General features: G+C 56.8%; 17 protein-coding genes. 4 read left to right on the top strand and 13 right to left on the bottom strand.

Annotated elements, in window-relative coordinates; translation table 11 throughout:
- The first annotated feature begins 23 nt into the window (after nt 1–23).
- The 3 genes from xseA (at nt 24) to IAI47_RS05090 (ending at nt 2,856) form a co-directional block, all read left to right on the top strand.
- Nucleotides 24–1,397 (top strand): exodeoxyribonuclease VII large subunit, encoded by a 1,374-nt coding sequence (gene xseA / locus IAI47_RS05100; protein WP_008926698.1) that lies wholly within the window; start codon nt 24–26, stop codon nt 1,395–1,397.
- Nucleotides 1,398–1,513: 116 nt separating this feature from the next.
- Nucleotides 1,514–2,527 carry a M4 family metallopeptidase gene (locus IAI47_RS05095; protein WP_008926699.1) on the top strand — a complete coding sequence of 338 codons (1,014 nt, stop codon included), beginning with the start codon at nt 1,514–1,516 and terminating at the stop codon, nt 2,525–2,527.
- Nucleotides 2,524–2,856 carry a protealysin inhibitor emfourin gene (locus IAI47_RS05090; RefSeq protein WP_008926700.1) on the top strand — a complete coding sequence of 111 codons (333 nt, stop codon included), beginning with the start codon at nt 2,524–2,526 and terminating at the stop codon, nt 2,854–2,856. The genes IAI47_RS05095 and IAI47_RS05090 overlap by 4 nt, the downstream gene beginning before the upstream one ends.
- Nucleotides 2,857–2,896: 40 nt before the next feature.
- Here IAI47_RS05090 and IAI47_RS05085 read toward each other — a convergent pair whose 3' ends face one another.
- The 13 genes from IAI47_RS05085 to IAI47_RS05025 all read right to left on the bottom strand — a co-directional run bounded on the left by IAI47_RS05085 (nt 2,897) and on the right by IAI47_RS05025 (nt 23,017).
- Nucleotides 2,897–5,338, bottom strand: coding sequence for a glucose/quinate/shikimate family membrane-bound PQQ-dependent dehydrogenase (locus IAI47_RS05085; protein WP_008926701.1), 2,442 nt, complete (start codon nt 5,336–5,338; stop codon nt 2,897–2,899).
- Nucleotides 5,339–5,648: 310 nt separating this feature from the next.
- The gene (locus tag IAI47_RS05080) at nt 5,649–5,870 is read right to left on the bottom strand and encodes a zinc ribbon domain-containing protein (protein WP_008926702.1); all 222 of its coding nucleotides are present in this window, start codon (nt 5,868–5,870) and stop codon (nt 5,649–5,651) included.
- A 62-nt stretch (nt 5,871–5,932) separates the two neighbouring features.
- Nucleotides 5,933–7,423: a ribosome biogenesis GTPase Der gene (der, locus tag IAI47_RS05075; protein WP_008926703.1), complete on the bottom strand. Its 1,491-nt coding sequence runs from the start codon at nt 7,421–7,423 to the stop codon at nt 5,933–5,935.
- A gap of 174 nt (nt 7,424–7,597) precedes the next feature.
- Complete coding sequence (gene bamB, locus IAI47_RS05070; protein WP_003848699.1) at nt 7,598–8,779, bottom strand: outer membrane protein assembly factor BamB; 1,182 nt, start codon at nt 8,777–8,779, stop codon at nt 7,598–7,600.
- Between the two features lie 19 nt (nt 8,780–8,798).
- Nucleotides 8,799–9,416, bottom strand: coding sequence for a YfgM family protein (locus IAI47_RS05065; protein WP_008926704.1), 618 nt, complete (start codon nt 9,414–9,416; stop codon nt 8,799–8,801).
- Between the two features lie 39 nt (nt 9,417–9,455).
- Nucleotides 9,456–10,730 carry a histidine--tRNA ligase gene (gene hisS, locus IAI47_RS05060; RefSeq protein ID WP_008926705.1) on the bottom strand — a complete coding sequence of 425 codons (1,275 nt, stop codon included), beginning with the start codon at nt 10,728–10,730 and terminating at the stop codon, nt 9,456–9,458.
- Nucleotides 10,731–10,835: 105 nt separating this feature from the next.
- A complete protein-coding gene (gene ispG / locus IAI47_RS05055) occupies nt 10,836–11,957 on the bottom strand; it encodes a flavodoxin-dependent (E)-4-hydroxy-3-methylbut-2-enyl-diphosphate synthase (RefSeq protein ID WP_003848692.1) in 1,122 nt (373 codons plus the stop codon).
- A gap of 37 nt (nt 11,958–11,994) precedes the next feature.
- On the bottom strand, nt 11,995–13,014 hold the full coding sequence (gene rodZ / locus IAI47_RS05050) for a cytoskeleton protein RodZ (RefSeq protein ID WP_003848690.1): 1,020 nt from the start codon (nt 13,012–13,014) through the stop codon (nt 11,995–11,997).
- On the bottom strand, nt 13,004–13,738 hold the full coding sequence (pilW, locus tag IAI47_RS05045; RefSeq protein WP_008926706.1) for a type IV pilus biogenesis/stability protein PilW: 735 nt from the start codon (nt 13,736–13,738) through the stop codon (nt 13,004–13,006). Before pilW ends, rodZ begins: the two co-directional genes overlap by 11 nt.
- An 80-nt stretch (nt 13,739–13,818) precedes the next feature.
- Nucleotides 13,819–14,988: a bifunctional tRNA (adenosine(37)-C2)-methyltransferase TrmG/ribosomal RNA large subunit methyltransferase RlmN gene (locus IAI47_RS05040; RefSeq protein ID WP_003848686.1), complete on the bottom strand. Its 1,170-nt coding sequence runs from the start codon at nt 14,986–14,988 to the stop codon at nt 13,819–13,821.
- Between the two features lie 186 nt (nt 14,989–15,174).
- Nucleotides 15,175–15,606, bottom strand: a complete 432-nt coding sequence (gene ndk, locus IAI47_RS05035) for a nucleoside-diphosphate kinase (RefSeq protein WP_003848684.1) — start codon at nt 15,604–15,606, stop codon at nt 15,175–15,177.
- 175 nt (nt 15,607–15,781) lie between these two features.
- Nucleotides 15,782–18,118: a peptidoglycan glycosyltransferase PbpC gene (gene pbpC / locus IAI47_RS05030; RefSeq protein WP_008926707.1), complete on the bottom strand. Its 2,337-nt coding sequence runs from the start codon at nt 18,116–18,118 to the stop codon at nt 15,782–15,784.
- Between the two features lie 3 nt (nt 18,119–18,121).
- A complete protein-coding gene (locus IAI47_RS05025; RefSeq protein WP_033743448.1) occupies nt 18,122–23,017 on the bottom strand; it encodes an alpha-2-macroglobulin in 4,896 nt (1,631 codons plus the stop codon).
- Nucleotides 23,018–23,163: 146 nt separating this feature from the next.
- Here IAI47_RS05025 and sseA point away from each other — a divergent pair, with 146 nt between their 5' ends.
- Nucleotides 23,164–24,006: a 3-mercaptopyruvate sulfurtransferase gene (gene sseA, locus IAI47_RS05020; RefSeq protein ID WP_003848671.1), complete on the top strand. Its 843-nt coding sequence runs from the start codon at nt 23,164–23,166 to the stop codon at nt 24,004–24,006.
- Nucleotides 24,007–24,011: the final 5 nt, after the last annotated feature.

Below are 24,011 nucleotides of genomic sequence, written 5' to 3'. Positions count from 1 at the left end.
ATTTGGAATTTGATCTTCGTCACATGTCGCTGCCACCCATCGCCAATATTTTTACCGTCAGCCGTCTCAATACGACAGTGCGTCAACTGCTGGAGAAAGAGATGGGTCTGGTCTGGATCAGCGCCGAGATCTCCAACTTCACGCAACCGGCATCCGGTCACTGGTACTTCACTCTGAAAGATGATGGCGCTCAGGTTCGCTGTGCCATGTTCCGTAACAGCAATCGTCGCGTCACCTTCCGTCCGCAGCACGGTCAGCAGGTACTGGTGCGTGCCAACATCACGCTCTATGAGCCCCGCGGTGACTATCAGCTGATTGCCGAGAGCATGCATCCGGCAGGTGAAGGCTTGTTGCAGCAGCAGTTCGAACTGCTGAAAGCAAAACTGGCGACCGAAGGATTGTTCGATCCGCAGCATAAGCAACCACTGCCGGAACCGGCACGCCAGGTCGGGGTTATCACCTCTTCCACCGGTGCGGCACTGCACGATGTGTTACGCGTGCTGCATCGCCGCGATCCTTCGCTGCCCGTGGTGATCTACCCGACCGTGGTTCAGGGTGTTGATGCGCCCGCGGCGATTGTCCGCGCAATTGAAATCGCCAACCTCCGCAATGAGTGCGACGTGTTAATCGTCGGACGCGGCGGCGGTTCACTGGAAGATCTGTGGAGTTTTAACGACGAACGCGTGGCGCGCGCTATTTTTGCCAGCCGCATTCCCATCGTCAGCGCCGTCGGGCATGAAACCGACGTCACCATAGCCGACTTCGTTGCCGATTTACGCGCCCCTACCCCTTCCGCCGCAGCTGAAATTGTCAGCCGTAACCAGCTGGAGCTGCTGCGCCAGTTGCAATCTCAGCAACAGCGGCTGGAGATGGCGATGGATTATTACCTGGCTCGCCAGCAGCGGCTTTATACCCGCCTTGAGCATCGTCTGCAGCAGCAGCACCCGCAGTTGCGTCTGGCTCGTCAGCAGACCGCCCTGTTCCGCCTGCAACAGCGTCTGGGTGAAGCGATGGAAACCCGTCTGCGTCACGCAACACGTCAGCAGGATCGCCTGTCCCAGCGACTCAATGCTCAACAGCCGCAGCAGCGCCTGTTCGAGGCGCAAAAGCAGCTTCAAAACTGGCACTATCGCCTGCAGCAGAGCATCACTCAGCAGCTTAACAGCAACAGGCAGCACTTTGGTCAGTTGGTGGCGCAGCTGGAAGGCGTCAGCCCGCTGGCGACGCTGGCGCGTGGGTTTAGTGTGACCACAGACACCACAGGACAGGTGGTGAAGAAAACGGCACAGCTCCAGAGCGGCGATCTGCTGCGCACCCGTCTGGATGATGGCTGGGTTGAAAGCCAGGTGACCCAGCTGTTACCTGAGAAAAAACGCCGCCGCAAAACCGCGTCCTGACGCTGACGCTTGCTGTCAAATCACACTTTTCCCTCACCGCTGGTCTGATGAATAAGGTTTAACCAGACTGGCGGGTCTATACTTTTTGGTACATTCATGATGCCAAGGAGTTCCAGATGGCTTACAGCGTTATTCCTCCCTATATCCTTCGCAAAATCATCGCACACGGTTCCGGCCACCAGCAGGAGCAGGCGCGTCGCACCCTGACTCACGTTCAGCACCTCATGGCGGAACACTGGCAAAAGCCGACCGGCGTAAAAACCGCGGCGGGTGGTCATGTGGATCGTGAAATTTATGATGCGCAAAGTCAGCAAACGCTGCCGGGTAAACTGATTCGTCAGGAAGGTCAGCCCGGCAATGACGACGTGGCTGCAGAAGAAGCCTGGGACTATCTTGGCGTAACCTATGACTTCTTCTGGCAGGCTTATCAGCGTAACTCGCTGGATAATCAGGGGCTGAAATTGCTGGGTACCGTGCACTACGGTGAGAAATACCAGAACGCTTTCTGGAACGGCCAGCAGATGGTATTTGGTGATGGTGACGGCGAAATCTTCAATCGCTTCACCATTGCGATTGACGTGGTGGCGCACGAGCTGGCGCATGGCGTCACTGAAAACGAAGCCGGGTTAATCTACTTTGAGCAGTCTGGCGCGCTGAATGAATCGCTGTCGGATGTCTTTGGCTCGCTGGTGAAACAGTTCAGTAAAAAACAGCGCGCCGACGAGGCCGACTGGATCATCGGTGAAGGTCTGCTGGCAAAAGGAATTAACGGGCGTGGTTTGCGATCGATGTCTGAACCTGGCACCGCCTACGATGATCCGATGCTGGGCAAAGATCCGCAACCGGCCCACATGGATCACTTCGTGAAGACCCGTGAAGATAACGGTGGGGTTCATATTAACTCCGGCATTCCTAACCGGGCCTTTTATCTGGCGGCTAAAGCACTGGGCGGTTATGCATGGGAACAGGCGGGATATGCCTGGTACGACACCGTGTGTGACGACGAACTGCCACAGAATGCGGACTTTAAGACCTTTGCCCGCTTCACCGTTGAGCATGGTAAAAAACGCTTCGACGCGTCGGTCAGCAATGCTATTGAACAGGCGTGGAAGGAGGTTGGCGTGCTATGAGTGACCTGCCCGAACTCACCGATGATGCCACCATCATCGTCGCGCGTGAAGGCGGCATGGCCTTTATTCCGGGGCTCCGCGCCGAACGTCGTTTTATGCTGGGTGAGCTGCCGGCACCGGAAAAAGAGCGCGTCTGCCATGCGCTGGAGCAGGCAATGCCGCTGGGCGAACCCGAGGAAAAAGCTGCGCAGGTGGGCAGTGGCGATCAGCGCTATTTTCGCATCCAGATTCAGTATGCCACCCGCCGCGAGGTGGGCACCATTGTGCTGCTGATTCCGGAACAGGTGGCACCACCTGAGTTGCAGGCGCTGTGGCGCGACGGCAAATAAAAAAAGGGCCGACAATGTCGGCCCTTCTCGTTAAGCGTTGTTACTTGCTGTCTGGCAGCGCGTACGCAATCACGTAATCACCACGGTCCGGAGACTGACGTGCGCCACCTGCCGAGATCAGGATGTACTGCTTACCATCTTTCGGTGAGACGTAGCTCATTGGGCCGCCCTGACTGCCCACCGGCAGACGTGCTTTCCACACTTCTTTACCGGTTGATGCATCAAAGGCGCGCAGGTAGTAATCCTGTGTACCGGCGATGAATACCAGGCCACCCTGCGTTGCCAGCGTACCGCCCAGCGTTGGCATACCAATCGGCATTTTCACGCGCATTTTAATACCAAACGGACCGGTATCCTGCACCGTGCCGACCGGCACCTGCCAGACGATTTTCTGTGTTTTCAGGTCAATCGCCGACAGCGTACCAAATGGCGGTTTCTGACAAGGGATGCCCAGCGGTGACATAAAGCGGTTCTTATTCACAGCATAAGGCGTGCCTTTCAGCGGAACCGCACCCATACCGGTATTGATCGCTTCGCCACCGTTGCTGCCACGCGCCGTTTTATTGGTATCCGCCGGGATCATCTGAACCCACAGGCCCAGACGCATGTCATTGACGAACAACAGGTGATTGTTCGGATCGATCGACATGCTGCCCCAGTTCATCCCACCCAGTGAACCCGGGAAGCTCAGAGACTTGTCAGTGTCTGGTACGGTGAACAGACCGTCATAGCGCATCGATTTGAAACCAATACGGCAAGCCAGCTGGTCAAACGGTGTGGCACCCCACATGTCAGACTCTTTCAGCGTCTGGTTGCCGATCTGCGGCATACCGGTCGAGTGCGGCTGTGTTTTGGTGTACTGCTCGTTCGGGATATGACCCTGCGGCATCGGCAGTTCTTCGACTTTGGTCAGCGGCTTACCGGTCATACGGTCAAGCACGAAGATCATGCCGGTTTTGCCGCCAATCACCACCGCTGGCGTGGTGCTGCCATCTTTTTGCGGGAAGTCGATCAGGCTTGGCTGCATCGGCAGGTCAAAGTCCCACAGATCGTTATGTACGGTCTGATAGACCCACTTCTCTTTACCGGTGGTGGCATCCAGCGCCAGCACCGATGCGCCATATTTGTGATCCAGCGCGGTACGGTTCGCACCCCAGAGGTCAACTGACGAACTCCCCATTGGGATGAACACGGTGTTCATTGCCGGGTCATATGACATCGGCGCCCATGAGTTTGGCGTACTGCGGGTATAATCTTTGCCCGGCATCAGTATCGCATTCGGGTCAACATTGCCCGGGTCAAACGCCCAGCGCATTTTGCCAGTAATCACGTCAAAACCACGTAACACACCACCAGGCATATCGGTCTGTACGTTATCTGCGACACGGCCACCCACCACAACCGTGGTACCGGCCAGCGTTGGCGCGGAGGTCAGCTGATATTGTGGGTCCGGTGCCTGACCCAGGCCCGCTTTAAGATCTACGATGCCGTGATTACCAAAATCTTCACAGAACTCACCGTTGTCGGCGTTGATCGCAATCAGTCGTGCATCGATGGTATTCATCAGAATACGACGCTGACAGCTGTCACCAGCTGGCAGCACAGCCGCCGTCACCGGTACAGAACCCGGCTTGTCCGGCTGTTGCACAGGTTTGGTGGCGTCAAAGTAAGCCAGACCACGACAGCGCGGCCAGACTTCAGCCTGGGCGTTGATTTCACGTTTCCAGAGCTGCTTACCCGTGTTGGCTTCAACGGCAATAACGTTGTTATGCGGCGTACAGAGATAAAGGGTATTGCCAATCTGTAATGGCGTCTGCTGATCTTCTGCGCCGTTACCGGTCGGGCTGACTGGGGTATCACCCGTGCGGAAGGTCCACGCGACCTGCAGATCTTTCACGTTGTCGCGGGTGATTTGATCGAGTGCCACAAAGCGGCTGCCCTGAGGCGTGTTGCCGTAGTTATCCCAGTCTTTCTGTTGTTTCGCTTTGTCTACCGGGATCAACGGTAACTCTTCGCCCGTAGCCGCAACGGTAGGATGAGGCTGGAACATCTGCACCAGTGTTGCCACCATGCCTGCCGCCAGCACTGCCGCGAACGCGTAAGAAGGTTTCGCCAGTGAGTGCTTACCTTCGTGCTTACGCAGTGAAGGCCAGATCAGGAAAGCCAGCAGCGTCAGTCCGGCTGGAACCATCAGACGCGAGACCAGTGGCCAGAAATCCAGACCTGCGTCAAACAGCGACCAGATCAGGGTGCCAGCAAAGACCAGCAGGAACAGAACCACTGCCGAAGATTTGCGACGAAAGAACTGAATTGCGGAGAGGACAGTAACAATACCCGCAATTAAAAAGTACCAACTGCCGCCCAGGGCAACCAGTTTACCGCCGCCAATTGCAAAAAACAGACCGGTGGCAAGCAGCACCAGTCCGAGCAGCATGGATGCGATTCCCAGCCCCTTTCCGGCGCGGGAGGATGTTTCAGCCATAACACTTACTCTCCTGAATAAACAGAGCGCCCGGACATAGGCCATCCGGACTCCGGCGCGTTAACAGGTGCGCGTGGAGCATCGCTCGGTTTCAAATCGAATATAAACAGACCCGCGTCCGTGAGAATCTGTGGGCCGGAAGAGCACTGATGTGGCTGACCCCTCCCACGACGCGGCAGGATTGTACCACCTGGTACGTTACAGAGTGAACATATCTAACCGGTTTGTTACGGCGCAATAGCATTTTTGCTACAAATAGCCGGGTGTCGCGGTGGATTCTCAGACAGATTACGCGTAGCTGAAAGCGGCGTTAGTGACCTGGCGGCTGGAACAGTACGCGCTTGCGGGAGATCAGACCATGTCCATTGCGGCAAAAGTAGTCCACTGCACCGCAGGCTTTGAGTACGTCAAGCGACTGGTGACACTCAGGGCAACAGGGTTTCGCGGGATAATGCGCACCACAGGCACTGCAGATAATTTCACCGTTGCTGAGCGACAGCGGTTGCTGACATTTTTCACACATCACCATCATTTTCTTCTCCCTGCCTGATGAGTTCAGAGCAAAAAAAAGAGGGCCAGATGGCCCTCATTTTGTTAACGCTTATTCTTTTTCATATGCGCCATCAGACGCTTACGTTTACGCTGCTGCGTTGGCGTCAGCAGGTTACGTTTGCCTTCATAAGGGTTATCACCCTCTTTGAACTGAATACGAATTGGCGTTCCCATCACGTTCAGTGATTTACGGAAGTAGTTCATCAGATAGCGTTTGTAAGAATCGGGCAGATCCTTCACCTGATTACCGTGGATCACTACGATAGGCGGGTTATAACCACCGGCATGCGCGTATTTCAGCTTAACGCGGCGACCGCGTACCAGCGGCGGCTGGTGATCGTCTGCAGCCATGTTCATGATGCGCGTCAGCAGCGAGGTATTTACGCGTCGGGTCGAGCAGTCATAAGCTTCAGTGATCGACTCGAACAGATTACCCACGCCGCTGCCGTGCAGCGCAGAGATAAAGTGGATACGGGCGAAATCGATAAAGCCCAGACGGAAGTCCAGCGTCTCTTTCACTTCATCACGTACTTCCTGCGACAGGCCATCCCATTTGTTGACCACAATCACCAGCGAGCGACCACTGTTGAGAATGAAGCCAAGCAGTGAGAGATCCTGATCGGAAATACCGGCATGCGCATCAATCACAAGCATCACCACGTTGGCATCTTCAATCGCCTGCAGCGTCTTGATCACCGAGAATTTCTCTACAGTGTCAGAGATTTTGGCACGCTTACGGACACCGGCGGTGTCGATCAGAACGTATTCACGTCCATCGCGCTCCATCGGAATGTAGATGCTGTCGCGGGTGGTGCCCGGCATATCGTAGACCACCACACGGTCTTCACCGAGAATGCGGTTGGTAAGCGTTGACTTACCTACGTTTGGACGACCAACGATAGCCAGTTTGATCGGCAGGCCCGTCGGGTCGAAGTTTTCTTCTTCCTCTGCGGCTTCCTGCTCAGCAATCTCGTCAGCTTCTAACGCAGCCCAGTAAGCCTGGTTCTCTTCTTCTTCAGTGAGCTCGACCGCCTCAACTTTTTCCATCCACGGCAGCAGCGCCTCTTCAATCAGGCTGCTCACACCACGACCATGCGACGCCGCAATGGCGTGGATTTCGCCCAGGCCCAGTGAATAGAAGTCGACAATCGCCTGATCCGGATCCATCCCGTCAGTTTTATTTGCCACCAGGAAGGTCGCTTTCTGACGGGAACGGAGATGCTTCGCAATTTGCTGATCGGCGGCCATCATGCCCGCACGCGCATCCACCATAAACAGCACAACATCGGCTTCTTCGATCGCCAGCAGTGACTGTTCAGCCATCCGCGTTTCAACACCCTCTTCGGTGCCGTCGATACCACCGGTATCAATAACAATAAATTCGCGCCCTTCCACTTCGGCGCGACCATATTTGCGATCGCGAGTCAGTCCAGGAAAATCCGCTACCAGCGCATCACGTGTGCGTGTTAAACGGTTGAATAGCGTAGATTTTCCCACATTGGGACGCCCAACCAGCGCGACCACAGGTACCATAACAAAATGCCTCAATAAAAAATTAATCGCCCGAATGGCGAGATTATAACGGCTCTGGCCGTTAAGTTCAGGCTTAAGGCGCAAAGAATACCATGCCTGACTAAAAACGAAACGGCCCCTGATTAAATCAGGAGCCGTCGGAACGGAGGATTTCACCTGCCAGACGTTTACCCGTTAACGGGTAATCGCATAAACCTCACCGTCTTTGGACTGGATCAGCAGCTTGTCGCTGGCAACTACCGGCTCGGTCTGGAAGCCTGAGCTATCCAGTTCCTGCTGCGCGACAAAACGTCCATCTGTGGTGTTAAGCCAGTGCAGATAACCTTCGCTGTCACCGACTATCAGATAACCGTTGTAGAGCACCGGTGAAGTCAGGTTGCGATGCAGCAGATCGCTTTGACGCCAGATGGCAACACCGCCGTCAGTGTTAAGAGCGATCACACGATCGTCCTGATCGACCAGATAGATACGGCCGGCATCAACAATCAGATCCTTCACACCGCCGATTTCGCGTTTCCACAAAATCTGACCTGAACGCAGATCCAGCGCCGACAGATTGCCATTGTAGGCCAGTGCATAAACGACGCCGTTAACGATAACCGGTGTGGTATCGACGTCATTAAGACGGTCAATCTCCGTGGCACCGCTGACCTGAGAAATACGCTGCTGCCAGATCAGCTGTCCCTGGTTCATTGCCACGGCACTGACACGGCCGTTGTCGCCACCGACAATCGCGCCGCCAAAGGCTACAGCCGGCGCAGATTCACCGCGCAGAGACAACGCTGGCATATCCAGGTTGACGCTCCACTTCACCACACCGCTGCTCTGATCCAGTCCCTGCAACATGCCGTTGCTGGTATGAATCAGCACCAGACCATCGCTGACCACCGGACGTGACAGCGCTTCACCGGCGACTTTCGTCTGCCAGGCCACGCTACCATCGCTGCTGTTCAGGGCAAAAACCTGGCCGCGTTCGCTGCCAACATAAATGCGGTCGCCATCGGCCGTCAGGCCACCTGATAGCAGGGCTGAAATATTTTTCGAGAAGAAGCCGGTTTTCTCAGAGAGATCGACTTTCCACTTTTCTTTACCGTCTGCGGCATCCAGTGCTTTGACGATACCAAAGCGGTCGGCAGCGTAAACCGTATTATCCTGCCAGGCAGGATGCAGATTTGAGTAGAAATCACCCACACCGTCACCGACCGAGGTGCTCCACACTTTCTGTGGCGTGAACTGGTTTTCGACCTTCGGCAACGGGGCCATTTTTACTACATCTTCTTCGCCGCTAAACAGCGAACAACCGCTGAGCAAAGTGACTGAAATCAGTCCCGGCAGCAGGTATTTACGTAATTCCATGCGCTCTCTCTTGACTGGCTTAGCTTAAGTTATTCATCTTCATCTGCATCATTTGCTTCAATGCCGGAGAGGCGTCAGATTCAACCCCTTTACTCCATGCATCGCGCGCGCCCTGCTTGTCGCCTTTGGTCAGCAGCGCTTCGCCGCGAATATCGGCCACAATGGCTGTCCAGCCATCACCCTTCACACCGTCAAGGGTTTTAAGCGCCGCATCTGCTTGATTCTGTTGCAGTTGAATGCGTGCCAGGCGCAGGTTAATCACCGCCTGCAGATTGGCATCTTTGGTATCTTTCAGACCGTTTTGCAGCAGTGATGCCGCTTTATCAAGCTGACCGGCGTCAACGTACTGCTTCGCCAGATCCATCGCGGCCAGAGCACCGTAAGTGTTGCTGTTTTCACTGGCAAAACGGTTTACCGCTTCCAGCGTTTCCGGCTTGCCTGCCTGCATGGCGCTGGTCAGCTGCTGATACTGTGCGGATACCGATTTCGCCGTATCATCCTGATGACTGCTCCAGTAACGCCAGCCACCCAGCGCAGCAATGCCGATCACTACGCCAATGGCTAACGCTTTGCCATTATTGGCAAAAAAGTTGCGCAGCGCGTCGGTCTGCTCGTTTTCATTGCTATACACTTCCACGCAATCCTTCTCCTTTCTATGGTTGGTGCTGTGTCACGCTTACTGTAGCAGCGTACGCAATACAGCAGCAGCCTCTGCCTGATCCAGCGTTTGCTGCTCGCCACGGCGCAGATCTTTAATCACGACCTGACCGGCTTTAACTTCATCCTCGCCTAACACCAGGGCAACGCGCGCGCCCCACTTGTCAGCACGGGCAAATTGCTTCTTGAAGTTGCCGCCGCCAAAGTTGGTCATCAGCCTCAGTTCAGGCGCTTCATCACGCAATTTCTCAGCCAGCTGCATCGCAGCAGACTGCACGCCCTGACCTGAAGCGATAACATAGACATCCACATTGCTCGTCGGTTCAAATTCAGGATTAACTGCCTGAACCAGCAATACCAGACGCTCCATACCCATAGCAAAGCCAACGGCAGGTGTCGCGCGGCCACCGAGCTGCTCAACCAGGCCATCATAGCGACCGCCGCCGCATACCGTGCCCTGTGAACCCAGGCTATCCGTCACCCACTCAATCACGGTGCGGTTGTAGTAATCCAGACCGCGCACCAGACGCTGATTGACGGTGTAGCTGATTCCGGCATCATCCAGCAAGGCACACAGGCCGCTGAAATGTTCACGTGATTCATCATCCAGGTAGTCGCCAAGCTGTGGCGCATCATTCAGCAGTTGCTGAACGTCGGAATTTTTACTGTCGAGAACACGCATCGGATTGCTGTACATGCGGCGTTTGCAATCCTCGTCCAGCACCTCTTTGTGCTGTTCAAGGAAGGCGACGAGCGCATCACGGTAGTGAGCACGCGCTTCCAGCGAACCGATAGAGTTAAGTTCAAGGCGAACGTGCTCAGAGATACCCAGGGCTTTCCACCAGCGGGCATTCAGCATGATCAGTTCAGCATCGATGTCTGGTCCCTGCAGACCAAAAACTTCCACGCCAATCTGATAGAACTGACGATAGCGGCCTTTCTGCGGACGCTCATAGCGGAACATGGGACCCATGTACCACAGACGCTGTTCCTGGTTGTAGAGTAAACCGTGTTCGATACCGGCTCGCACACAGCCTGCTGTGCCTTCCGGACGCAGCGTCAGGCTTTCGCCGTTGCGATCGTCAAAGGTATACATCTCTTTTTCAACCACGTCGGTGACTTCACCGATGGCGCGCTTAAACAGTGGGGTTTGCTCTACCAGCGGTAAGCGAATTTCGCTGTAACCGTAGCTCGCCAGCGTCTGCTTGAGAACGCCTTCAATCCGTTGCCAGAGGGCAGTATCCGCAGGCAGGTAGTCGTTCATCCCGCGAATCGCCTGAATATTCTTCGCCACGTTAGAATCTCTTAATGCAAAAAAACCTGTCCGGCATCATACCTTATGAGGATGAAACCGCACAGGTTCAGTCAAAAAAGTCACGCACGCAGACCGCGCGCGCCATTATTTTTCCAGATGCTGCACATCAATACGGCGGCTGGCATCCAGCATCGACGCTTTGGCGCGAATGCGCGCTTCCAGCTGATCGATCATGTCATTGTTGTCGAGACGATCGCGCTGACGCACGCCATCTTCGTAGAAACCACTCTTCTTGCTGCCGCCGGTCACGCCCAGCGTAGAGAGGGTCGCTTCACCCGGTCCGTTGACGACACAGCCGATAATGGAGACATCCATCGGGGTGATCAGATCTTCCAGACGCTGCTCCAGCGCGTTGACCGTGCCGATAACGTCAAACTCCTGACGTGAACAGGTTGGACAGGCGATGAAGTTGATCCCGCGAGAGCGAATGCGCAGTGACTTCAGGATATCGAAACCGACTTTGACTTCTTCAACCGGGTCGGCCGCCAGCGAGATACGCAGCGTATCGCCGATCCCTTCTGACAGTAACAGGCCAAGTCCAATCGCAGATTTTACTGCGCCTGCGCGTGCGCCACCCGCTTCGGTGATGCCGAGATGCAGAGGCTGTTCGATCTGTTTCGCCAGCAGGCGATAAGATTCAACGGCAAGGAAGACGTCAGAGGCTTTTACGCTGACTTTGAATTGATCGAAGTTAAGACGGTCAAGATGATCGACATGACGCATGGCTGATTCCAGCAACGCCTGCGGCGTCGGCTCGCCATACTTTTCCTGCAGATCTTTTTCCAGTGAACCGGCGTTCACGCCAATTCGAATCGGAATATTGTTGTCGCGTGCGCAGTCAACCACCATACGGATGCGCTCGTTGTTCCCGATATTACCGGGATTGATGCGCAGGCAGTCGACGCCATACTCGGCGACTTTCAGGGCGATGCGGTAGTCAAAATGAATATCTGCAACCAGCGGTACATTCACCTGCTGTTTGATCAGTCTGAATGCTTCTGCGGCATCCATGGTAGGCACCGAGATACGAACGATGTCGACACCGACTCGCTCAAGGGCTTTGATCTGATTTACCGTCGCTTCCACGTCAGTGGTGCGGGTGTTGGTCATCGACTGAACAGCGATTGGCGCGCCGTCACCGACCGGCACCTTGCCGACGTAAATGCGTTTGGATTTACGGCGGATAATGGGTGCTTCGTTATGCATATTTCTTCTCCACAATTGCCCGGTACGCGATACGCTGTTATTGCGCACCCAACGTCAGGCGAGCAACCTGGTTATTACGGATAAAACGACTTAAATCAACGGGCTGATTCTGATATTGCACCTGAACCGCACGAGGCGCGCCAATTTTCAGACGATACGGAGGCGTTCCTGCGAGGCTGAGTTTACCACCACTACGCTGAATGCCGCTGAACAGTTTTTTGCCGGTCGCGTCACTGACTTCCAGCCAGCAGTCGGCGTTGAAGTTCATGACCACCGCATTAGGGTCAGCTGCCGGCTCATTGACCGCAGCTGCACCGACGGGCATCGGAGGTGCCGCGCTGGTTGTCGGCGTCGTGGCTGCTGGTGCAGCCGCTGAGTTGTCCACTGGCGCCTGGCTCGGCGACACCACAGCATTGCTGGTGTTATCCGGCTGAGTGGTGGTCGCGCTATTGCTGGCGGTGGCGGCCGGAGCCGCACTCGCCGGCGCACTGGCTGCGCCGCTGTTACTGGTCGTGGTGGTGTTGCTCTCGTCAGTTGCGGCAGGTGCCGCGCTATCACCACTGCTTTCACCCAGCGGAATCGACTGACCATTATCACCGCTGCTACTGCTCTGGTCGGTCATCGGCACCAGATCGTCCTGGGACGCTTTATGGTTCTGCCACCACCAGGCGCCCGTCAGCCCCACGACCACAAACACCACCAGCCAGGTAAAAATCATTAACCAGCCGTCGCGTTTCTTGCGGCGTTTGCCCAGTGAAAAACTTTGCATCGGCTCAATCTTTGAAGACCGAATCGGTGTCTGCTTCGCCATCATCGGCAGCAGTTCCTCTTCAGGAATATGCACCAGACGCGCGTAAGAGCGAATGTAGCCGCGCAGGAACGTGGAAGCTAAATCAGCAGGTGATTTGTCCTCCTCGATGTCACGCACGGTAGAAAGTTTCAGGCACAGGCGTTCAGCGACGTTCTGCTGCGTCAGCCCCATCTGCTCACGGGCCAGACGCAGGCGTTCACCTGTTGATTGTAATGCAGAGTTTTCTTGAGTGGCTTCAGTATTCATTAGCTAAATAACGCTGGTACTGTATCGATTGCGGAAAACGTCGCGCTAACCGGTCGCCATAACGTGAAACGTCAGCGGCATTTCCCTGTAGCGCGGCGAAACGTAAGTGTAACGCCAGACTTCGTGCTGTTTCAGGCAGCTGTTGCTGGTAAACACCAAGCAAAACCTGGGCCTTCGACAGATGGTTATCTGCCAGCTGCTTTTCAGCTTCCGACAGCAGCGAGTCAGCTTTACGCCTGTCAGCATCAATGGCCTGACGTAACGCCCTTCGGGCAGCAGCAACATCGCCAGCCTGCAGATAACAAAAGCCTGCCAGTTCAAGCGCGTCATTGCGAGCATCAAACTGCTGTGCTGCGCTTGCCCGACTAAACTGTTGATGCGCTTCGTCATACTGCCTTAAAGCGCAGAGAAACGCACCGTAATTGTTAGCAACAAAACCATTCTCCGGCGCCTGCTGCTGTGCCAGTATAAACCGTGCCTGCGCCGCTGTCTGATTACCCTGCTTCAGTGCCAGCCGTGCCAGCGCAAGCGAGACCCGGTAATCATGTGGCGCAGCGGCCTGTGCCCGTAGAAAGTTTCGCTCAGCCGCAGCAGCGTCGCCACTGGCCAGATAGTGCATCCCTAACTGCAGACGCACCTCTTCTGCGCCAGGTTCACGCGGCTGACTGACACACCCGCTTACAACAAACAGCGCCAGCAACACTGCAGGTAATCCATTACGCATAATCGTTTCCCTCCGTTTGACGTTGACAGGCTGCAGCCTGCCACGGGTCATCACGTCAGGAAACGCGCGATTTCAACCTTCTAGAGAGGCTTCACAGATATGGCTTCACCCGCCATTTTGATGCGCATCGTCCGCTTGGTACGGTCAATGACTTCGCCGGCTAACTGACCGCAGGCGGCATCAATGTCGTCGCCACGGGTTTTACGCACGATGGTGGTAAAACCATAGTCCATCAAAACTTTGGAGAAACGATCGATACGGCTGTTAGAGCTACGGCCATACGGCGCGCCCGGGAAGGGGTTCCACGGAATCAGGTTGATTTTACACGGTGTTTCTTTCAGCAATGCGGCAAGTTCATGCGCATCATCAGTGCTGTCATTGACGTGATCCAGCAGGACGTACTCAATGGTCACGCGTCCCTGGTTGGCGTTGGATTTCGCGATGTAACGCTTCACCGCGGCCAGGAAGGTTTCGATATTGTACTTTTTGTTGATCGGCACGATGTCATCACGCAGCTTGTCGTTTGCTGCATGCAGCGAGATCGCCAGCGCCACGTCGATCATATCACCCAGTTTATCCAGCGCAGGCACGACGCCTGACGTTGAGAGGGTTACGCGACGCTTCGACAGACCAAAACCGAAGTCATCCAGCATGATCTCCATCGCCGGAACCACGTTATTGAGGTTGAGCAGTGGCTCGCCCATGCCCATCATCACCACGTTGGTGATAGGACGCTGGCCGGTGATTTTGGCTGCGCCGACAATTTTCGCCGCACGCCACACCTGACCAATAATTTCTGACACCCGCAGGTTACGGTTAAAACCCTGCTGTGCGGTCGAACAGAATTTACACTCCAGCGCACACCCCACCTGTGAAGAGACACACAGCGTGGCGCGATCGCCTTCCGGGATGTAGACCGTTTCCACCAGCTGGTCGCCCACGCGAATGGCCCATTTAATGGTGCCGTCGGTGGAGCGCATCTCTTCCGCCACTTCTGGCGCGCGGATTTCCGTCAGCTCCATCAGCCGGTTACGCAGCTTTTTGTTGATGTCGGTCATCTGCTCGAAGTCATCGCAGCAGTAGTGATAAATCCACTTCATGACCTGATCGGCGCGGAAAGGCTTCTCGCCCAGCGACAGGAAAAATTCCCGCATCTGCTGACGGTTGAGATCCAGCAGGTTTATTTTCTGGCTTTTGGGAGAAACGACAATGGGGGAAGCGGACGCGGACGTCTCAATCTGTTCGGACATAATATTCTCTGGCCTCGTTGTTACACGTTATGGCGCTGTTCAGGGATAGGTGAAAAAATTGCGCCTTCATTAAGCGATGTCAATGAAGGCGCAATATTGTACAACATCTGCGGCCTGATAACAGGCGGGAGTGACCTCCCCTACGCAGATTTTTGTAAAGCCGCTGTAACGTTTATCGCCGGGCGATTAACGGGTACGTGGGCAGATTTCGTTTTCGCCGAAGAAATAAGCGATTTCGCGGGCAGCGGATTCAGCAGAATCTGAACCGTGGGTCGCGTTTTCGGTGAAGCTGTCAGCGTAGTCAGCACGCAGTGTGCCAGCCAGTGCGTTTGCCGGGTTAGTTGCACCCATCAGGTCACGGTGACGCTGAACCGCATTTTCACCTTCCAGCACGGATACAACAACCGGGCCAGAGGTCATGAATTCAACCAGACCATCGAAGAATGGCTTGCCCTGGTGCTCAGCGTAAAAGCCTTCAGCCTGCTCTTTGCTCAGCTGCAGCATTTTTGCGCCAACGATTTTGAAGCCAGCGCTTTCAAAACGGTTATAGATAGCACCAATCACATTTTTAGCGACGGCGTTTGGCTTGATGATAGAAAAAGTACGTTCGATTGCCATGATGACCTCTGTCTTGACGTTCTGAAGAAACCGGTGGCGTCCGCCCCGGTTAAGAAACGGCGCCGATTATAGGGGCTGAGTGCGGCATTGCCTATCAGAGATCCCCAATTTGTTGAAAATTCTTGATCTGAGTCGAGGCAGGCGCGCCATAGTTATGATTTAGCGCAAAAAATCGTCAGCCCCGAGTGAAGGTGACCGAGACAAGTTGTCCCTCTTCATCCATTACCACCAGCTGATACTCGCCGGGATGATCAAGATGCAGCGACAGGCTGTTCGCCGCGTTTTGCGTCATCAATGGCTCACCATTCAGGAACCACCAGCGTTGCGTGCCCTGCCCTCCCTGCACCGCGACCGAGATCGTCAGCGTGCTATTACCCGGCAGCGGTTTAACGATTTGCCGCTCAACAACGCCGGTGACAATCAGTGGTGCGCTACTGCCCTGTTGTAATGGCGGACAATGGGTATCGACAGGCGGTAAGCGCTGCGCCCGCCGCTCCTGAGGCGGCAGCCAGGCCTCCAGCGGCAGCGGCCAGACCAGCCGTTCGTGGCGGGTAGCGCCGGGGCAATCTGCTGCGACGCGCAGTCCCTGCACATTTTGCCAGTAGCCGGCGCGTAATCCGCTGAGGCTCTCCTGACCGGGCGCCAGCAGTGTTGGCGGCAACGTATCAGAAGCGACCCAGCTTTGCCGACGCTGGCGGCAGTTTACATCTCCGGCAGGCAACGGCTGACCACCAGGCCAGCATATGGTCGCGACCGTTACCGAGGCCGGACGTGGGTCGACCTGCACGTCACGCCTGCCGAGGCGGCTCATCAGCACGCTGTTAATCTGATTCATGACTGGCACGGCAGAGGCGAAACCAAACTGCCCGGCAACCGGAGTCGCATCCGGCCGCCCGACCCAGACGCCAATCAGATAACGGGGATTGATGCCCACCGACCAGGCGTCGCGATAGCCGTAACTGGTGCCGGTTTTCCAGGCCAGCGGCACCACATCAGGTACGCTGCCATTACCGGCCGGTTGCGCTTCACCCGCCAGGATGCGCCGGATGATCCAAGCCGATGCGGGTGAAAGCAGCGGTCGCTGCTGCAAGGGTTGATCGGGCGTCCAGCGCAGTGCAGCGGCATTGCCGTGACGGGCAAAGGCGCTATAAGCCGCCACAATTTCATCCATACGGGCGCCGGTGCCGCCAAGAATCAACGAAAGATTGGGTTCCGCGCCTGGCGGGAAACGTAAATTCAGACCCACATTGCGCAGACGCGCCGCAACGTTTTTCGGCCCCAGCGCCTCCAGCACCTGTACAGCCGGCAGATTCAGGGAGCGTACCAGCGCATCGCTGGCGCTGACCGGCCCGTGAAAACCGGTGTCGAAATTGCCTGGCCGGTAATCGCCAAAGCGACGCGGCACATCCTGCAGCAGCGATTCGGCATGAATCAGCCCCTCATCCAGCGCCATGCCGTAAATAAAAGGTTTTAACACCGAGCCAGGCGAGCGCACGCTGGCGATCATGTCCACATGCCCGAACCGACTGTCATCGGTAAAGTCAGCCGAACCGACATAGCCCCGAACCGCCATGGTGGTGTGATCGACCACCAGCATCGCCAGTGAGGTGCGAGGCGGAAGCTGGTTTTTAACGTTCAGCGCCAGGCTTTCCAGTTCGCGCTGCAGTGAGGGATCGAGCGTGGAGACAATCTTGTCGCTGGAACTGATCGACAGTAATCGCCGGGCCAGCAGTGGCGCCATCTGCGGCATCTGCCGTGGCGGCAGCCAGACCGGCTCCTGCCGGATTTCCGCCACCTGCTCAGCGGACCAGATGCGGTATTCCGCCAGCCGATCCAGCACTTTATTGCGTGCCGCTTCTGCCCGCTCTGGCCAGCGATCGGGTCGAAGTCGGCTGGGTGCCTGCGGCAAAACTGCCAGCAGCGCCGCCTCGCCCGGTGTCAGCTGTGACGGGGATTTCCCCAGCCAGCTCCAGCTTGCCGCGCCCACCCCTTCCAGCGTGCCGCCAAAAGGCGCACGGTTAAGGTAGAGCGTCAGGATGTCACGTTTGGAAAGGTGCCATTCAAGCTGCAGCGCCCGCCACGCCTGGATTAGCTTGCCCCGCAGCGTACGGGGTTGCGGGTCGATAAGGCGTGCTACCTGCATGGTCAGCGTGCTGCCACCGGAAATAACGCTTTGATGGCGCAAATCCTGCCAGGCCGCACGCACCAGCGCCAGGGGATTGATGCCGGGGTGATACCAGAACCAGCGATCTTCGTAGGTGAGCAGCGCCTGCAGATAAGCCGGAGCGACCTCTTCTGGTGTGACGGGATAGCGCCAGATGCCCTTGCTGTCCGCAAAGCGCCACAGCGGCGTGCCGTCGCTGGCCACAATCACCCGCGCAGGCTGCACCTCTTTAAGCGGCAGCGGGAACAGCCGATCCAGTCCCCATGTCGCCAGCCATAACGCCAGAAAAAAAAGCGGCAGCGCGAGCCACCGCTTTTTAATGGCGCTGATGTTAATCACGCCCTGCATCACTTACTGGATATGCAGCTGCGGCGGTGTACTGCCGGTGGCGCGCCACTCCGGCACATACATCGACTCCACCTGCGGCGGTGGCATCAGATAGCGACCCGGCGTGACCGCCCGGGCCAGATAGACCAGTGTGGCGGGACGATAGGTATCCACCGCCAGGGCCGCGACGAATCGATCGTCTCGGAACTCGATGTGTTTGATATCAGCCTGCTGCATGTCACCCATGCTCTCCTTCAGCGCATCCGCACTGTCACCGAGGCTGGCGCTGCTATCCGCCAGATTCTGGTTTTCCAGCTCCAGACCAGCAGGCAGCAGATCCACCACCAGCGCATCGCTGATGCTGCGTTTCGAGGAGACCGTCAGACGAACCACCAGCAATTCACCGCTGCGCAGATTACTGAGATCGGCAGCTTTGCCATCCAGGGTGAAATATTCACGTTTTATCCCGAGCACATTACTCTCCGGCTGAGGCGCAGCCAGCGGATAACCGGTGACGTCCAGACGACCATACAGCGGCGCACTGCCCGGATTACTGATGGTTAGCCCCTGCAGCAGTTGCTCAGCGCCCAGCCCTTTATTCAGCGGTGCATCGCCCTGTAACGGAGCTGGGTTACCGGACAGCTGCGCCTGCCAGCTCCCGCCCTGCGCCTGCTGTAACGTATGCGCAGCCAGATAAAGCGCGTTATTTTCCTGGGTCGAGAACCAGCGTTTTCCCCTGACCTCTTTGGAGAGCGACAGCAGCAGACTATTCTGCAAATCAGGCTGCAGCTTATTCTCTGCTAACAGGGCAATCATCATCCCCTCATCGCGCACCGTGCTGCCATAGTCGCCGTACCACGCTTTGTCCGAGCGGGTCAGCGTGGCACCCTGCATGATCGCAAGCGATGCGCGCTGCCCGTCACCCATCAGCTTCAGCGCGACACCCAGCTGCATCAGCGCCAGGCCGGAGCGGGCTTTCTCACGCTTTTCATACAATGCACGCAGCGCACCCAGTGGCGCGCGCTGCTGACGCGCCAGCACCAATCCGGCGTAAGCCTGCACGCTGAACTGCAGCGCGGCGTTGTCGTCACTGCTGCCGCCGCTGATCTGCGCGGGATCCTGCAAGTAGCGCAGCAGCCGTGCGTTAGCGCGATCAACCACATTATCTGGCAGCGCATAGCCCGCCTCACTGGCGCGCAGCAGGAAGTCCGTTACATAAGGCGTCAGCCAGAACTCCTCTTCACTCTGTTTATCCCACAGCCCGAAACTGCCGTTAGCCCGCTGCATGCCCGCCAGACGAGCAATGCCGGTGTCGACGGCGGCCCGTCGCGCTTCATCGCTGCTGGTTTTAATGCCCATAGCAGTTAGCTCAGCATGGCTGGTGTAAAGCGAAGGCCAGAGCCCGCTGGTAGTCTGTTCCAGACAGCCGTAGGGATAGGCATAGAGCGCACTGATATAGCTGGCGATATTCAGCGGCGGACGATTGCTCAGCGTGAGTTGTCCACTCAGGGTCTGTGCATCCAGGCCAGTCAGCGCCGCTGCCGCGATCTGCCAGGGCTGATCGGGATTGATAACGGCATCAAAGTTCAGCGTCAGGGCAGGATAAGGCGGCCGGACGCCGATTTTCCACTGCTGTTTGCTGGCCTTAACCTGTTCACCCGGCAGGTTCAGACCGGAAATCTGTACGGCAATCTCGCCATCACCAAAGCCGGTTTTCGCCGTGACCGGAATCTGCAGTGTGGTACGAGCGCCTTTGGCCAGCGTCACGCTCTGGCTGGCCGCACCGGCCAGATCGACTAAGCCACTGCTGGCCACATCCACTTTCAGAGTTTGCGGCAGATCGGTCAGGTTCGTGAGATCGAGCGCCAGTGATGCCGAGTCGCCGCTGGCAAGGAAGCGCGGCGTGGCCAGTTCGCTGATCAGCGGCGCCGCAACCACCAGTTTGCGCTCTGCCGCGCCGAAGCTATCGTCGCTCCAGGCCTGGGTCATCAGCCGCAGTTCGCCGTTAAACGCCGGGATCGGTAGCGTAATCGTCCCGTTGCCCTCTTTATCCAGCGTTACCGCTTGCAACTGTTGCGCCACGATATTCACATGCGTTACCGGCTTTTTACCGCCGCGCGTCATCGATTCATCTTCACCATCACCACCAAAACGCAGCGCCGCCAGTCGGCCACCGCCTTCGATCAGCTGACCAAAGACATCGTACTGATCGACGTTGTAGCGTTTACGGCCAAAGAAAGCCTGCCACGGATCGGGCGTTTTAAAATCTGTGACGCTCAGCACGCCACTGTCCACGGCTGACAACAGTACATTCACTTTTTCAGGCAGCGGACCGCCGTCACGACCGGCGTGAACCCTGACCGTCAGGCGTTGCTCAGGACGAATTTTATCGGGTGCATCCAGCGTCAGGTTTAAGCGGCGCGCCTCTGTCGCCATCGGCAGGTGTAATAGCCCCACCGCGCGTTTTGGCGTTGCGCCACTGACCTTATCACCGTCACGCACCACGATAGCGCTGAAGTAGAGATCGTGACGCCGCCAGCTCTCAGCAACAGGGACATCCACTGTTGTGCCGCCCTCAGGTACAGTCAGCGGTTGCCACCAGAGCGTGCCGCTGCTCGACTCCACCATCAGGTAACCTTTACCGGCTGCCGGGGAGTCAACCTGCAGATGCACGGTGTCGCCCGGCTGGTAAGCCGCTTTGTCCAGCTTCAGTCTGACCTGATCCGGACGCAGTGCACCCGTGCCGTTGGTGTTGTCCTGCCAGTCATAACCGGCCTGGAACCGCACGCTGCTGACGATCTTCTCGCCCGCCTGCACTTCCAGCCGGTAGTGGCCCCACTCAACCGGGAAGCTGACTTTGGTGCTGCCGTCAGCCGGAACAGAGATAGCGCGTTCATCTTCCTGCAGGTCTTTGTCGCCATACTGCGACTGCCAGCCTTCGCTGTCCGAGAAGCTCCAGTAGTAGTCACGGCGCTCACGAATCAGGCGCACATCCAGCTTGTCTGCCGCCAGTTTCTTGCCCTGACTGTTGGCATAGACAATATCGAATTCGGCCAGGCTCTCTTCTGGCACGGTAGGCTCATCGTGATAGCTGTCACTGCGGTAGTCATAAACGGCCTTGTTACCGAACAGCGGCCGGATACCCGGCAGAGCTTCTGCAGGCCAGATGGCCTGGGTAGCGCGTCGGGTGACCGGACGTCCACCGGTCTCCAGCAGGCTGGCCTGCAGGATCAGGTTGAGCGGAGAGTGCAGCTGATCCCACTGACTCTCTACCGAAAGCTGCGCTTTACCGCTGGCGTCGAGTTTGAGATCGACCTCATCCAGCGTGCGCTTTAGCCCCTCTTCGGTAATGTCACCAAACTGGTAGCCCGGCAGTGCAGCCACCGCTTCGCGTGCCGGTCGCAGATAGAGTTGTCCCTGTAACGTGTTACCCGCCGCCGGTGCGCCATAGAGATAACGCCCCTCAATACCAAACTCAACGGGGGCATCAGCAGGCTGCGGCTGAGGGTCATTTTTCAGGGTTAACGCCATACGCTCCGGCAGAAAATCCTCGACGTGGAACGTCCATTCACGCTTGAGGTTATCGCCGGTATTGAGTCGCAGTATCCAGTTGCCGGTCATGGCAGATTCGGGCAGTGTCAGGCGCTGCTGGTAGAGGCCCGCCTCAGGCTGCCAGACAAAGGTTCGCATCACCTGGCCATCGGGCTGCACCAGTTCTGCTTTTATCGGCTGAACGGGCAACGGATGTCCGTCGGCATCACGCAGCAGCGCATTGACGATGACGATTTCGCCTGGGCGATAGATATCGCGCGGCCCAAAGACAAACAGCTGTTTGTCATAACCCTGCGGTCCGGCAACCGGAAACTCCGCGAGATCCAGCGCCGGACGCGACAGGTCAATCATTGAGGTCTGTTCACCCTGCACGGCCAGCAGGATCCTGCCTTTTTCATCCGCCCTGAGGCGCAGATGGCCGGTGTTGTCACTGGTGCCGCTTTGCAGCACCTGCCCTTTGGCATCCAGCAACCTGACGCTGACGCCGGAAAGTGGCTGGCCGTTTGCCAGGCTCTGGGCAAACAGTTCAAATTGAGTCGGGAAGCGATGCAGTGAGAGGCCAATGTCGCTCAGGGTGAAAAGTGTAGCGGGCTGGCTGTAGCGATACGTTCCGGCCTGCTTCATCACCGCCAGATAGACGCCCGGCTGCTGAAGCGCGGTAATGTCACTCATCGGCAACTGCAATTTTTCACGGGTGTTGCGCGCCGGATTAAGCTCGAAGCGACCGGAGTAGACCAGCTGGCTGCTTTTCAGCAGATCCTGTGACTGCCAGCTGGAGAGGTTATTGCCGTAATTCCACTGCGAGAGGAATTCTGCCAGGCCGGCATTCTTAATGCGGAAGAAATCGACATCGACCTGGTTCACATTTAGCGCCAGCACCGGCAGTCCCTGCGTGATACGCAGCGGCAGCAATGAACCGCGACTGGCAAACCCCACCATCGGCTGGATATCACTGGTGGCGATTTTCTGGCTGTAATCGGCGGCAAGCGTTTCACCGCTGGCCGCGCGCAATCCTGCATCCACCGTGACGGTGAAGTGACGTGAGGGTTCAGGATGACGGAAGCGCAACGTTTTGCGGTTAGCGGAAAGCTCCCAGCCGCCATCCACCCGGCCCTGTTTATCGTCAGTCAGCCTGACTTTTTGCGCGATATCCTGTTTATCATCCAGCGGCTGACTGAAGGTTAAGACCAGCGCAGCGGCACCGTCGATCTGCAGCTCTGAGAGATCGATAATGGTCAGCGGTTTGCTGACCTGAGCCGTTGAGGGTGCCTCTGCCGCCTGAAGAGGCAAAACAGGTAATAGAGTTGCTGACAGCAGCGAGCCACCGATCAGCATGCTGAGCAGCAGCCGGGTGTTGCGTTTCTTCATGGTAGTTCCTTCACCGGGACGCAGGGAGTGTCGTTTGATTACGCCGCGCAATTTCATATCAATGCTCGCATTTAATCAACGCTTCTCTTGAGATGGTGCGCACATTCCCTGACACTGGTATGACAGATTGCTGAGATGAGGTTGTTATGACGACGCCACTGTTTGTGTCCGCCGACTGGTTACAAGAGCACTACAACGATGAACGCCTTCAGGTACTGGATGCACGTTTGTTGCCACCCGGAATGGAAGCGGTTCGCGATATCCAGGCTGAGTATCTGGCGGGTCATTTACCTGACGCCCCTTACTTTGATATTGAAGCCCTTTCCGATCACACCAGCCCTTATCCGCATATGCTGCCGCGTGCCGAGACCTTTGCCGTCGCGATGCGCGAGCTGGGCATCAGCAGTGATAAACATCTGGTCGTTTATGACGAAGGCAATCTCTTTTCCGCACCCCGCGCCTGGTGGATGCTGAAGACCTTTGGTGTGGCTCAGGTGTCGATTCTGGCCGGGGGATTGCAGGGCTGGAAAGCGGCCGGTTTTGCGCTGGCAAGCGGCGAAGTGAATCTGCCGGAAGGTGAGTTTGAAGCCCACGCGGATGAAAGCCGGGTGAAACGCCTGACGGATGTGCTGCTGATCAGCCATGAAGGCGGCGCGCAGATTGTTGATGCCCGTGCTGCCAATCGTTTTAACGCTGAAGTGGACGAACCGCGTCCCGGCCTGCATCGCGGCCATATTCCCAACAGCCTGAACGTGCCGTGGAATATGCTGGTTGAGCAGGGAACACTCAAGCCGGAAGCGGAACTGCGCAGAATTTTTGCTGACGCAGGTGTCGATATTTCCCAGCCAGTGGTCGCCAGCTGCGGCTCAGGCGTAACGGCGGTGGTGTTGATTCTGGCGCTGACCGCGCTGGGCGCACGGGATGCCACGCTGTATGACGGATCCTGGGGCGAATGGGGCAGCCGGGACGACCTGCCTATTGCGAAATAAAAAAC

It is taken from the genome of Pantoea sp. MT58 (assembly GCF_014495885.1).
GTDB classification, from domain to species: Bacteria; Pseudomonadota; Gammaproteobacteria; order Enterobacterales; family Enterobacteriaceae; genus Pantoea; species Pantoea eucalypti.
The sequence above is the reverse complement of the archived record's forward strand: the minus strand, read 5'-3'. Positions and strand labels throughout refer to the sequence as shown.